General features: G+C 59.5%; 11 protein-coding genes and 1 pseudogene. 8 read left to right on the top strand and 4 right to left on the bottom strand.

What is annotated here, in order from left to right; all coding sequences use genetic code 11:
* A pseudogene (locus ACVWZG_RS02625) lies at nucleotides 1-78 on the top strand (IS5-like element ISSoc13 family transposase); the annotation flags it as partial.
* 227 nt (nucleotides 79-305) lie between these two features.
* On the opposite strand, the gene rbsK reads toward ACVWZG_RS02625, so the two are convergent.
* Nucleotides 306-1,223 carry a ribokinase gene (gene rbsK / locus ACVWZG_RS02620; protein ID WP_457405576.1) on the bottom strand — a complete coding sequence of 306 codons (918 nt, stop codon included), beginning with the start codon at nucleotides 1,221-1,223 and terminating at the stop codon, nucleotides 306-308.
* A 388-nt stretch (nucleotides 1,224-1,611) separates the two neighbouring features.
* Between rbsK and ACVWZG_RS02615 the strand changes: the two genes are divergently transcribed.
* Nucleotides 1,612-1,923 carry a YbjQ family protein gene (locus ACVWZG_RS02615; RefSeq protein WP_457405575.1) on the top strand — a complete coding sequence of 104 codons (312 nt, stop codon included), beginning with the start codon at nucleotides 1,612-1,614 and terminating at the stop codon, nucleotides 1,921-1,923.
* 53 nt (nucleotides 1,924-1,976) lie between these two features.
* Here ACVWZG_RS02615 and ACVWZG_RS02610 read toward each other — a convergent pair whose 3' ends face one another.
* Together ACVWZG_RS02610 and ACVWZG_RS02605 are read right to left on the bottom strand one after the other, a co-directional pair.
* Nucleotides 1,977-2,726 (bottom strand): YebC/PmpR family DNA-binding transcriptional regulator, encoded by a 750-nt coding sequence (locus tag ACVWZG_RS02610; protein WP_011432973.1) that lies wholly within the window; start codon nucleotides 2,724-2,726, stop codon nucleotides 1,977-1,979.
* A gap of 172 nt (nucleotides 2,727-2,898) precedes the next feature.
* Nucleotides 2,899-3,651, bottom strand: coding sequence for a hypothetical protein (locus ACVWZG_RS02605; RefSeq protein WP_457405573.1), 753 nt, complete (start codon nucleotides 3,649-3,651; stop codon nucleotides 2,899-2,901).
* A gap of 319 nt (nucleotides 3,652-3,970) precedes the next feature.
* On the opposite strand from ACVWZG_RS02605, the gene ACVWZG_RS02600 reads away from it, so the two are divergent.
* The 6 genes from ACVWZG_RS02600 to ACVWZG_RS02575 all read left to right on the top strand — a co-directional run bounded on the left by ACVWZG_RS02600 (nucleotide 3,971) and on the right by ACVWZG_RS02575 (nucleotide 11,024).
* Nucleotides 3,971-4,888 (top strand): CoB--CoM heterodisulfide reductase iron-sulfur subunit B family protein, encoded by a 918-nt coding sequence (locus ACVWZG_RS02600; RefSeq protein ID WP_457405572.1) that lies wholly within the window; start codon nucleotides 3,971-3,973, stop codon nucleotides 4,886-4,888.
* Between the two features lie 147 nt (nucleotides 4,889-5,035).
* Nucleotides 5,036-6,595: a hypothetical protein gene (locus tag ACVWZG_RS02595; RefSeq protein ID WP_457405570.1), complete on the top strand. Its 1,560-nt coding sequence runs from the start codon at nucleotides 5,036-5,038 to the stop codon at nucleotides 6,593-6,595.
* Between the two features lie 140 nt (nucleotides 6,596-6,735).
* Entirely contained in the window at nucleotides 6,736-7,722 is a 987-nt protein-coding gene (locus tag ACVWZG_RS02590) for a pentapeptide repeat-containing protein (protein ID WP_457405568.1), read from the top strand.
* Nucleotides 7,723-7,865: 143 nt separating this feature from the next.
* Complete coding sequence (locus ACVWZG_RS02585) at nucleotides 7,866-9,344, top strand: sensor histidine kinase (protein WP_011432968.1); 1,479 nt, start codon at nucleotides 7,866-7,868, stop codon at nucleotides 9,342-9,344.
* Nucleotides 9,345-9,453: 109 nt separating this feature from the next.
* Nucleotides 9,454-10,212 carry a sensor histidine kinase gene (locus ACVWZG_RS02580; RefSeq protein ID WP_414343700.1) on the top strand — a complete coding sequence of 253 codons (759 nt, stop codon included), beginning with the start codon at nucleotides 9,454-9,456 and terminating at the stop codon, nucleotides 10,210-10,212.
* Between the two features lie 68 nt (nucleotides 10,213-10,280).
* Complete coding sequence (locus ACVWZG_RS02575) at nucleotides 10,281-11,024, top strand: response regulator transcription factor (RefSeq protein WP_011432966.1); 744 nt, start codon at nucleotides 10,281-10,283, stop codon at nucleotides 11,022-11,024.
* Between the two features lie 47 nt (nucleotides 11,025-11,071).
* Here ACVWZG_RS02575 and ACVWZG_RS02570 read toward each other — a convergent pair whose 3' ends face one another.
* On the bottom strand, nucleotides 11,072-12,715 hold the full coding sequence (locus ACVWZG_RS02570; RefSeq protein WP_457405566.1) for a DUF3352 domain-containing protein: 1,644 nt from the start codon (nucleotides 12,713-12,715) through the stop codon (nucleotides 11,072-11,074).
* Nucleotides 12,716-12,766: the final 51 nt, after the last annotated feature.

Genomic DNA, 12,766 nt, shown 5'->3' with positions numbered 1-12,766 from the left:
TTTTCTCGTTTTGACAAATTGGCCAGGAACTTCTTGAGTTTTCTCTATCTCGTCAGTGCTCTCTTTTGGCTCAAATGAAAGATCAACACAACCTAACTCTAAAAACACCCACAAGGGAAGACAAGGCACTATTGAGCAGTACTCAATGGAGCAAGGGATCCCCTCCGCCGGCTATGAGTAGCAGCTCGGAAAAAGGATTTGGCCCCGCTCTGTCCTGTGGAGGTTGCGGTTTCCCCATAGCGCTCACGCAAACGGCCAATGAACTTCTCCACCGCAGACGTCGAAAACTTTTGATAAGCAGCAGTCTATGCTGTTTCTACGGCAGAGGCCAAAAATGCCTCGATCTCAGAGCGTTGGGGCAAGCTAGGTTGGGCTCCTGCACGGGTTACGGCCAAAGCAGCGGCGGCATTGGCAAAACGCAGGGCTTCCCTCAGGGATCTGCCGGCAGCCAAACAGGCAGCTAAGGCCCCACAAAACCCATCTCCGGCAGCGGTGGTATCCACCACTTCCACAGGATGAGCTGGCCAATGGCCACTTTCTTCCCCATCTGCCCAGACCAGCCCTGCCCCTCCCAAGGTAAGGATAACGGCTGGGATCCCGTGTTTCTGCAGTTCCTGAGCCACCTTTTGGGCTTGTTCCGGCGTCTCCACAGGGGATTGGGCAAGGGCAGCCGCTTCGCTTTCGTTGAGCACCAAGTAGCGAACCCGGCGCAACAGGGATCCCGGCAATGGCACGATGGGCGCAGGGTTGAGCAAAATCGGGATCCCTTGGGCAAAGGCTTGTTCTGCTGCAGCTTGCACGGTGGGCAGGGGGATTTCCAGTTGCAGCAGGAGCAGGGCCGCCGGGGTAAAGGGAGGCAAATGCTCCGGCAGATAGCGACCATTGGCTCCAGGGCTGACCACGATTCTGTTTTGCCCGCCGGGATCCACTGTGATCAAAGCTAGGCCGCTGGGCCCCTCCAACTGCCTCAGGTGGCGGGTATCCACGCCGTTGTGCTCCAGGTTCTCTTGGAGCAGACGCCCAAACTCATCGGATCCCACCGCTCCCCACATTTCCACCTGGGCTCCCGCCCGCGCCGCTGCCACCGCTTGATTGGCTCCCTTACCGCCAGGGTAGGTGGCGTAGTCGGATCCCAGCACCGTTTCCCCAGGGCCGGGATGATGGGGCACCTGCACCACCAAATCCATGTTCAAGCTACCCACCACTCGGATCGGGCCTGCCATCGGGCTTGTGGGGAAATCCTGTTGGAAAAGCAGAGATCTAGAGATCTTTGGTTTGGATCCCTGGGCAGCTATTGTATCAGCCGCCGGTCTTGGCCAGGGATCCCCTTGAGCGCCCTACCACGCGGCAAGGGCTGATAGCAGTCGTGGTTTTTATTACCATCTATTTCAACTGATCGCGCTAGCGGGCCGGAGGCCTTAGCAGGAAGCAACCGGTCGTTTGTTTCACCTCAACGGTGAGATAAATGACTATGCGTTGTGGAACGGTTATCTGTAGGGATTGGTCGCCCTTCGACATATCGCCACTCTGCTGAAAACACAGGGCAAGAACCCGATTCCAAAGGTTGAGGATCCCGACTATCTTGGTGGGTGTTGACCCAGGAAGCAAGCCATGCTGCTGACCACTACAGACGTGCTCCAAGGTAGAGAGGTTGAGCGTTACTTGGGCATTGTTACCGCCGAGGTAGTTTATGGCACCAATGTTCTACGGGACTTCCTTGCTAGCCTCCGCAACATCATCGGGGGACGCACAAGAACCTATGAAGAAGTTTTCGAGAATGCCCAGAAAAAGGTTTTGGAAGAGTTGGAGCAGCGAGCCAAACGTTTGGGAGCAAATGGCATCCTAGGCGTTAGCATTCATACCAACATGAGCACGACAATGATCCTCGTTACCGCCACCGGCACCGCCGTTAAGCTCCGCTGACGGATGCTTCTGTTGAAGGTTTCCCTTTCTCGGAAGATGATGGCAGCCTGTTCTCAGGCCAGGCTTTCCATCACCGCCTCGTCGATCTCGAAATTGGCATAGACATTCTGCACATCGTCTAGGTTGTCGAGACGCTCCATCAGGGCAAGCACTGACTTGGCCGTATCGGGATCCTCCACATGCACCTCAGTGGATGGGATCCAGCGGATGGCCGCATCTTGCACTGGGTAGCCCTCTTTTTTCAGGTAGGTGGCCACCTGCTCCAGCAAAGAGTAGTCGCAGTACACCTCTGCTCCTGTGCCTTCCACCTTGAAGTCGTCTCCTCCCGCTTCCGCCACCGCCAGCAACAGGGCTTCGGGATCCAACACCTCCTCCAGGCTGATCACCCCTTTTTGCCGGAACAGCCAGCTCACGCAGCCGGCTTCTCCCAAGCTGCCGCCGGTTTTGCTGAAGGCTTCTCGCACCTCGGCAGCCGTGCGGTTGCGGTTGTCGGTCATGGCCTCGATCAACACAGCCACCCCACCGGGGCCGTAGCCCTCGTAGCGAACTTCTTCCAGGGGGCTGTCGTCGCTCCAGTTGCCGGCTCCCTTGGCAATGGCTCGTTCAATGTTTTCGCTGGGCATCCCCGCTGCTTTGGCTTTCTCCACTGCCGCCCGCAACTGAAAATTCCCATCCGGATCTGGCAAGCCGTTGCGAGCTGCCACGATGATGGCCCGCGAGAGTTTGGTAAAGAGGCTGCCCTTTTTGGCATCTACACGGGCCTTTTGCCGTTTAATGTTGGCCCACTTGCTGTGTCCTGCCATGCCGCCACACACCAGTCAAGCAATGAATTGGAGGGATCCCTCCACTTTTGAAGCCTAGATCACCTCGGCTCAGGACTCAACCCCACGGCAACTGGGAGGGTACCGGCCTGGTCACAAAACAAGGGATCCTGAGGATCCCTCACAACCCAGACTTAGCCACCCCATAACCCCCTCAGGGCTGGATCGGCTGCCGCTGAATTACATCCCCTTGAGGTGGAGGTGGAGCGGCTGGGGTTTCTTGAGGGGTAGGCGTTGCCTCTATGGGAGGAGTTTCCCCAGGAGGCGGGGGCAGAGGGGGCACACCTTCTCCAGGCACAGGCCCAGGTGTAGGCGTGGGGGTTGGGGATGGAGTTAGAAAGGGCGTCACCTGTCCGAACAGCTCGGCATAGAAAATCGCATCTTGCTCTGGCCCAAAGCGCCCCACTTCCCAACGGTGACGGGGCACAAACATTGTTTGCAGCAGCACTTCCCGGCTGACAAAAGCGGGAGTACCCGAGAAGACGTAGCCATCGACAATGACTCGATTCAAATCGGGCCGAGTTTGAAACACCCGATCCACCTCCCGCAGCATCTCCGTATCCAGCCGCCCCAGCAGAGTTTCCAGAGTGTCTTCAGGTCTGATCAGTACCCGCACCGAAAAGCGGTAATCTTCGCAACGATAGTCCCCACAGATCTTGACCAGCTCGTTACGCACCCGGATTTGCGCCCCAGGATCCAGATTGCGCCCCGGCACAAGGACTTCTTCCTGAGGTTGCTGTTCGACCGGCTGGGCCCATAGCTGGAGTTGACTTGCCCATCCTGCCCAAACTAGGGATCCGAAAAACAAGCCAAATCCCAAGCCTTTCAGGGGAAGGCTCCAACCCAGACTGCCCTGCTTAGAGCGGGGTGAAAAGGGGGGCTCACAATCCTGGATCGGGCTGTTCATAAAGCGTTGACCGATTCCTCAGCGATGGCTACCGCCAAATCTACCCGACATCGGCTAGGGAGGCACTAGGCAGGGAGAAAAATAGGGTATCGGCTCCGAATGGTTTCAAAATAGGGGCAGATAAATAGGGAAGCTTTGACAAACTCCCTGTCCTGGGCAGCAACGGATGTGCTGTGGCAGCGCATGGGTGTAGGATCTTAGGCTCTGGGTTCCCGCTCTGCAGGCAGGCCAGTGCTCTGCTGTGTGGGCAATGGATCCATGGATTGTTATTACCGTTGAGATCGCAAACCCAATTCTCTTCTTCTTCTCACGTCTTCTCATGACCGCGGTTGTTCCTTCACCTTTGCGCTACGCCTACTACCCCGGCTGTGTGGCCCAGGGGGCCTGTCGTGAGCTGTATGACTCCACCGACCAGATTGCGCGGCATCTGGGCATTGAACTGGTGGAGCTGGAAGCCGCTTCCTGCTGTGGTTCGGGCACCTTCAAAGAAGAATCGGAGCTGCTGGAAGATACAGTGAATGCCCGCAACCTGGCTTTGGCGGAAGCGCTGGGGCTGCCGATGCTCACCCACTGCAGCACCTGTCAGGGGGTGTTGGGCCGCGTGAATGAAAAGTTAAAAGCTGCGAAAACCGCGAGTCCAGAGTACTTTCACCAGGTGCAGGCCCTGTGCCAGAAAGGAGGCTGCGAGAGCTGCTACCAGGGCACAGGCGATGTGCGCCATTTGCTGTGGGTGCTGGCTCATGACTACGGCCTGGAGCGATTGGCCCAACAGGTCAAACGGCCTCTCCTGGGACTGCGCTGCGCTGCCTTCTACGGGTGTTATCTGTTGCGGGCCTACGACATCTCCCGCTTTGATGTGGCACGGGATCCCCGTTTGATGGAGGATCTCTTCGAGCGTTTGGGGGCCACCCCCGTTTGGTATCGCGGGCGCACCCAGTGTTGCGGCTGGCCCATTTCCAGCTACGCCCCGCAGCAGTCTTTCTCGATGGCAGGCCGGCATCTCGTAGAGGCAATAGAGGCGGGAGCCGATTGTTTGGTTACCCCCTGTCCCCTATGTCACCTCAACTTGGACTCTCGGCAGCCGGAGGTGGAACAGGTGATCGGGCGCAAGCTGGGGATCCCGATCCTGCATTTGCCACAATTGGTGGGCCTGGCCCTGGGGATCCCGGCGAAAAACTTGGGACTGAACCGCCATGTAGTACAGGTGGAAAGAGCCCTGCAAAAAATAGGCCGCTAAATCCCACTTGATGGCTGGGGGATCCCTGGGCAAACATCAGGTCTGGGAAGGATGTGTTATTCTGCCCAGCAAGGTACCTGTCCTTGTTCAAAAACCGCAAAGATCCTCGTAAGCTTAGATCCACCTACTCCTGCTTGGCAGCTCCCTATGGTAGTCTCGGATCCCTTTGGCCTTGTTGTGCAAGAAGTGCAGCAGGGCGGGTACGCAGACCGAGTGAAAAAGCTGGTTTACTTTGCCTGCACCAGCACTTGGGAAAGCGATGTCAGCAAGTTGAACCAAATAGACCTGAAAGCTCTGCTGGAGCAGCTCTGCCGCCAGCACGCTACCCTTGATGCTTTGGGCCAGCGCTTTCGAGATGCCATTAGCCGCATCAACAAAAAAGCCGAGTATGCTCGCATCGCCAAGATGCTGCTAAGCAAGCTACAGCCCCTGTATCAACAGCCCCAAGCGGATCCCTCTAGCCCACTCATGCCCTCGCCCAAGGAGCCATCAGCTTGGGCCGCACCCTCGCCTATCTTGTCCTTGGAGTATGGAAGCCCACGACTGCAAAAGCAAGACTACGATCCCTTCGAGCTGCGGGCAGGGGTGATGCGGCAAACCAGCCCTTTGCGGGCCAAGCTGGTTCTGTTCACGGCTTTGTACCACAAAGTAGAGCCTACTCTGCAGGGGTTGGCGGCCCTGCGGCGCTACAGCCTGGACGAGCTGCTCAGAGCCCTCTACGATGCCTGCGCCTCCCCCCAAGAACTGGAAGCCCGGCTGAAGGAGGCGGTGCAGCAGTTGCAGGAGCCGGATCAGGATGGCCAAGCCGCCAATGCTGTGCTGCAGATGCTGAAGCCTCTTTACGTTGACGTGCCCCCAGCGACCCTCCCCGGCGGAGGATTGGCTGCTGAGCCTCTCTCCGCCAATCTGGATTGGCTGAATACCGAAGATGCCGCTCGCGCGGGCGAGGCAGAGTCCCTGGCCAGCCCCATGACTTGGATTGACGCTGGGATCCCAGAAGATGAGGAAGAACCTGCAGATCCTCTGGCTTTTGCAACCTGGACAACACCACCCGGCCCCTCTTCTGACCTGCGACAGGAGATCCCAGAGTCCTGCCGCCAACTGCTCCATCACAGCGCCGGATCCTTGATGGTTGCCATCGAGAACACCCTAAGCGAGTTGGGCAACGCCCTGGACGAAGGTCTGCAGGATGAGGATCCCGTCCAATATCTGACCCTCAAACACCAGGTGCTGCGCGGCTTCTTGAGGGATGTCGAGGGATCCGCCGCAATGTTCATGGGGATCTTGAAAAAGCTAGAACAATCGGAGTGGCGCCTGGTGCAGCCCCTGCGCGTCAGCAATGCAAAACAGGCTCTGCCGGAGGCGGTTACCGAAATGCCCGCTGAGCTGGCGGATCCCTATGCTTCCCTAAGACAGGTGTTGGCCAGCAGCGAGCTGGCCCAGCAAAAGCCGCAGTTGGAGCAGGAGGTGATGCGTTTGGTGCGGCGCAGCGTCGGCTCTGTCAAAACTGCTATCGAACAGGCCCTGAGCGAGTTGGGCAAGGCGTTGGATGAGCAGTTCCAAACCTGCACCCTAGAGGAAGCCTTGGTTCTCAAGTACCAAACACTACGCGCCTTTTTGCAGGAAGTGGGGGAGATCTCCACCAAATTTGCTGCTTTCTTGGATCGCATGGAGGAGGCAGAGCGCCGTCTGTTCGGGCTGGTTTGAAGCTCAAACCCGCTGTTTGGGGATCCCGTTCAACACTGGCGATCAGCTGCGCAGAGTGCTGGGGAAACGCCCGGATCCTTATCTAGAATAACCACCAGTGCAGCTCCTCTCTCACTTCTCTGAGCTCTCCCCTCTCTTCTATGGATGCCAAGGATCTGCTTCGGCTTTACCGGGCAGGACGGATCAACTTTGCCGGCGAGAACCTGGCCGCCCTTGACCTGAGCCGGGCCGATTTAATCGGGGTGGATCTCTCCCAAGCAGACCTGCACAGCGCCAACTTGATCTTCGCCTTCTTGGGGCGGGCCAAGCTGCAGAAGGCCAACCTCGTCGGGGCTAACCTCGGGGGGGCCAACCTCAGCCAGGCGGACTTGAGCGAGGCGGATCTCAGAGATGCCCAGTTGCACGGCGCCACCCTACAAGGGGCAGATTTGCATGGGGCCAACCTGACGCTGGCTCTGTTGATCGATGCCAACCTGCTGGATGCGGATTTGCGTTGGGCCAACCTCACCAGTGCCAACTTGGGAGGGGCTTGCCTGCGGGGGGCCAATCTCCGTTTCGATAGCCGCCGGGGAGCGGTATTGCGCAACGCCAATCTTAGCCGCGCTGATCTCAGCGGAGCCAACCTGTCGGGAGCGGATTTGACGCGGGCCGACCTGAGCGGGGCCAACCTAAAAGAGGCCAGTTTGATCAAGGCCAACTTGCAAGGGGCCAGCCTGCAGCAAGCCCGTTTGCAGGGAGCCATCCTGAGCGAGACCGACCTGAGGGGGGTTTCTTTTTTGGGGGCAGACCTGCAAGGGGTGCAGATGGCGCGGGCCAACTTGAAGGAGGCGATACTTCGCCAGGTGAATCTGACAGAGGCCAACTTGAGCGAGGCGGATCTGGCCGCAGCCGATCTGTCCGCCAGTTGTCTGTGCTCGGCCAAACTGGCGCGGACGGATCTCAGTCGGGCCAATCTGGCCGGGGCCGATTTGCGGTGTGCCAACCTGGTGGATGCCTATTTGGGCCGCACCAACCTGGAAAATGCCGATCTCGGCGAGGCAATCCTAACCCGAGCCGATCTGAGCACAGCCAACCTCAGCGGGGCCAATTTGCGCGGGGCAACTCTGCCGGATGGACGGATAGGCTGATTTGACCGGCTCGCCGCCTCACAAGACGAGGATTCTTATCACTGGCTAAGACGGGGATCCGCCCCGGAAAAGGTGAGGTTTTCCCCTGCCCCAGAGGGGCCACAACCGCTACCCTACAAGGGAAGGATGGGTCAAAGAGATCCGTGAACAGCCGCCGATTTCTGTCCTTGATGGAAGCTTTGTGGGCCGATCTGCCCTTGCCGGAATGGTTGCCGGGGGCAGGAGAGCGCTCCTGGCAGCAGACGGTGGCAGCCCTGCTCCAGCTCTGGCAAGAAGTTGGACAGTTTGGGGTGGTGATCGGTGGGCCGGTGTCTTGGTGGCCCCCCTGGGTGGTTCGGGATCCGCTGCCTCAACTGCCGTCGCCCATTGACGCTCCAGAACCGAACCTGAAGCTGCGGGAGCTGGCCCGTGAAGATCCCTGGCTGTTTACCCCTGACTTGTCCCCTGAGTCGATTCTGACCCCTGGCCAGACGGTGATCCCTCTCCTGCCGCAGGATCCCCTGGTGGAGGAGCCTTTTTTGCTGGTGCTCACCCCTGTTTTTTCGGCGGTGGCCGCCCAAGGGCATCACCCCCACACGCGGCAGAGGGGGATGATGGTGTCTTTTGAGCCGGAAGTGGTGCATCGGGCTTGGCAGATCCTAGAGCAGCGGGTTCAACAGGGTAGGCCGGATCGCTTGCCCTTCTGGCAGGAGCTGATCAAGCACCATCCCCTCATGGAGCCTCATGTGCGGGTGCTGGCCCGCTTCAGCAGCCTTCTTCTGCTGGGAAACCTAGCCGAGTCGGGATCCCCGCCCGCTCGCTTACCCCCCGCCAGAGCCGAGAACTCCCCTGCGCCCACAACCCGGCCAGAAGATTGGCAGAAGCGGCGGTCTCCTCCTTCCCATGGCCAGCCTGCCGGTCAAGGCCAACAGAACAGCCTTTCGGAGGCAGAACTGTTGCGGGCTCTCATCCACGAGATCCAGACGCCCCTCAGCACCATCCGCACCTTGGTTAGTCTCATCCTGAAGCGGCACGATCTGCCGTCGCGGGTACGGGAATACGTGGAGAAAATTGACCGCGAATGTACCGAGCAAATCAACCGCTTCGGGCTGTTTTTCCAGGCTACAGAAACGGTGATGCCCGCTGCTACCCCACAGGAGGGGCGTCGGCTTCAGCTAGAGCCCATTGCGCTGGTGGACTTGGTGCGGCAAAACCTGCCTCGCTGGCAGGAGCAGGTGGAACGGCGGGGATCCCAACTGGAGCTGGAGATTCCCGATGAGCTGCCGGATGTGGTCAGCGATCCCAAGGCGCTGGAAGCGGTGCTGTTTGGCATGGTCGACCGCATTGCCCGCAGCACCCCGGCTGGCAGCCACATTCGCGCCCAGTTGGTCAGCGCAGGGGAACTGGTCAAACTCCAGTTTCAGGTCAACACCCCTGAGGGCAGCGACGCCACTGTTGCCTCAGAGCCCAAATCCCCTCAGGCGATTGGGCAGTTGTTGGTCGTGCAGCCGGATACCGGTGCAGTGAGCCTCAGCCTTCCCGTCACCCAAACTCTGTTCCGCGCCTTGGGGGGCTACCTCACCGTGCGCCATCGCGCCCGTCGGGGGGAAATTCTCAACATCTACCTGCCCCGCCAGCTATAAGCCACCCAGTTGGGATCCCGATAGCGTCTCAGGATTGATATGGCGGATTGCAGGGGAGGTAGGGCTAGGATCGATCTGCCAGCGCCGGGAGAGTCTAGGGATTGGATCCATGCCGAGAGCCAGAAAAGTTGCTGAACACCATCCAGAGCCTGAACCCGTCTGCGGAGCCGGAGAACCCAAGGTTAAGGGGGTCACTCTTTCTGCCCAGCAGCTTTCCACTTTGCTTCACGAAATGCGCAATCCTCTCACCGCCCTGAGCACGCTGGCCAAGTTATTGCAAAAACGCTTGCCCCCCGAGGATCGCAACCACTGGATTGGCCTGAGCATTGAACAGGAGTGCAAGCATTTGCAGGAGCTGCTCGCGGAGTTCGAGCGTTTGGACGGGATCCCGGCCCCCCTCCAGCTTCAGCCCCTCTCCTTGGCCGACCTGCTGCGGGAGTGGATCCCCATCTATCAAGCCTTGGCCGAAACCCAGGGACACCACTTTCAAGCCGTCCTGCCCCCTTCCCTACCCCCTGTACAAGCCGATCCGCGTGCCCTGCGGCAGGTGCTTGATAACTTGATCGACAACGCTTGCAAGTACACCCCGCCCCCAGGTGAGATCCGGCTGAAGGTGGAGCTGGGTGAAGATCCCTCAACTGCTTCGCAATGGGAAGTGTTCGTTGCCGTCTGCGACAACGGCCCCGGCATCCACCCTGAGAACCTGGAGCGGATCTTCGATCCCTTTTTTCGGGCAGATCTTTCTAAGCCAGGGCAGGGGCTGGGGTTGGCCATTAGCCGCGACCTGGCCACCCGGATGGGCGGAGATCTCCAGGTGGAAAGCTCCCCCCAAGGCTCCTGTTTTCGCCTGAGATTGCCCACAGGTTAGTAGGAAGATTGTAGAGATATGGGATGGCAGGTGCCGCCAAACGCTTGAACGCTACCCAGGAGCTGCAGATGGCCTCTTCTCCCCCAGCCAAACCCGAACCCCCTGCTGCCAGTCCAGCAGCCCGCATTCTGCTAGTAGATGATGAACCCGGCTTACGGGAAGCGGTGCAAGCCTACCTCGAGGACAGCGGCTTTGAGGTGATCCCGGCGGCCAACGCCCAGCAGGCTCTGCAACTGCTCAGCACGGCCCAGCCTCAGTTGATCATCTCCGACATCATGATGCCGGGCATGGATGGCTATCAATTTTTGGCCCAACTGCGAAAACTCGAGCCCTACAGCCATCTGCCGGTGGTGTTCCTCACCGCCAAGGGGATGACCGCCGACCGCATCCAGGGTTACCGGGCCGGTGTCGATGCCTATTTGCCCAAGCCCTTCGATCCGGAGGAGCTGGTGGCCATCGTCTCCAATCTCATTGAGCGATCCCGCGCTGCCAGCCCTTCGGAGGTGGTGGCCCGCGAGCTGGCCTCGATTCGCGCCCTGCTGTCGGAGCGCACCCTTGCCACAGCCACGCCTGCCCAGACCTCTGCCCCCACCCCCCTGCCCCCACCCATCAAGGTAGAGCTGACGCCGCGGGAACAACAGGTGTTGGAGAAGGTGGCAGAAGGGCTGATGAACAAGGAGATTGCCAAGCAGCTGCAAACCAGCGTGCGCAACGTGGAAAAATACGTGACCCGCCTGCTGAACAAGACGGGCACCAGCAGCCGCACCGAGCTGGTTCGCTATGCCCTTACCTATGGCCTAATTCGGCTATAGCCCTCACCCCCAACCCCTAGGAAGACTGAAGAACGTGAGACACGGTTTTATCGCTGGGGCTTTGGTGGCACAGTAACCAGCAGCTCCAACCCAAAGGCGTGATCCCCGGCAGGGTAGCTGGTAATGCCCAGCCCATCGACGCGGGTCAGCAGCTCGCGGGCCTCCGGCTCTAAGCTTGCCAAACCGCCCGGCAGCGTAGCCTCCAGCACTGTGCGGATCCCTTGCCAATTCAGCAAAAAGTAGCCGTAGTTGGGCTTGGGCAACTGATCGTAGAGGGTTTTCAGCGGCTCGGTTTGGGGAAGCAAATTGCCCTGGCGTTGGGCGAGGGTTTGCAGCGCCGCCGTGCTGCTGGTCACGATCAAATAGTTGCCTTCCCAGGCGCGGGTCAAAAGCGGGCGGTTAAACAAGGGATCCGCCCACGTCACCTGTCCACCCGCCTCCGTTACCCCTACTCCCGATTCTTGGGCCAGCCGATCCAACTGAGTCAGGGCCGCGTTGGCCTTGTCTTTTTGGCTGGTCTCGATCACCAAGGCTGCTCCCATGCCCTGCAACAGGGGATGGGCCTGGGCATCCGGTGCCACCAGCAGGGCCATCTCCCCATCCATCCAAGCCAACAGATCTTTTTCCAAGTCCAAACGGGTATTGGCGCGAAACTCAGCCCGCAGCTCCTCTAACGACTCCTTGACCGGCGGATCTTTCTCCAGCTCAGGCATAACGGCTTGCCAGCGCTGGGCGATCTGTTGGGTGGTCAGCACCGCCAGGGCATTGCCGGGCAGCCGCTGAATAAGTTCGCCGCGAGCCGTTTGCCACCCCCCCTGCCCCTGGGTTTTCCGATCGGTCTGGGTCAACATGCGCAGCCGTAGGCCCTGCTCTTGCCAGTGGGCAGCCATGGCCAAAGAGCGCAGGGGTTGCAGGGATCCCAGCGTCGCCGGATCCAGATCCTGCATCCAGTCTTTGAAAGATTCGGGATCCTCCTGCAAAGCCTGGAAGTTGAAGTAGGCAAAGGCCAGCGTGCCGCTCTTATACAGATCGCCAACAGCGGTGCGGAAACTTTCGGAGCGGCCAATCGGCTCTGCTTCGCCGCGATACACAGCAATCGCCTGCTGCATCACCCTTGGGTCGTTGGCCACTGCCACAAAGCGGTTGCCAAACTCAGCAGTTACCCATCGCTCGCCCGGCTCTCCGTTGGTTTGCACATACAAGGTGACCCCCTGCTCCTGGCGCTGCTCGAAGTTCGCCCCTTCTGCTGCTGCCTGTTGCCGCACCTGGGCCAAGAATTGCCCAGACAAATCAGCGTTGCGGGTGCTGGCTCCAAACAGGATCCCAGGCACCGGCTCGGCAGCTCCGGGCACCAGATTGGGGATCACCACTGCCATCGTGAATTGCTCGCCAGCCCAAGCTTGCATCTCTTCCCGAGAGAACTCCTTGCCGGTTTCAGCCAAAGCTTCTGCCGTCCAGCTCTCCCACTGGGCCAAAAGGTCAGGGTGAGTGCGAAAAGATTCTTCCGGTTGGGTAGAAAAGGTCAGCACCAGGGGCGCCGACTGGGGAACCAGCGCGGTTTCCGGCAGAACATCGCCGGGCAACTGTACCTGTGGCCCTCTGAGTTGGCAGGATCCCAGAAGCCAAGAGCCCCCCACCGCCATCAACGTAAGGGAGAGAGGACGAAACCGGCACTGAAGTTGGGTCTTCATATCACACCTGCGACGAGCCGTCCTCTTGAGGATAGGCGATGGACTCAGAGC

Source organism: Thermostichus sp. OS-CIW-33 (assembly GCF_054059615.1).
The sequence above is the reverse complement of the archived record's forward strand: the minus strand, read 5'-3'. Positions and strand labels throughout refer to the sequence as shown.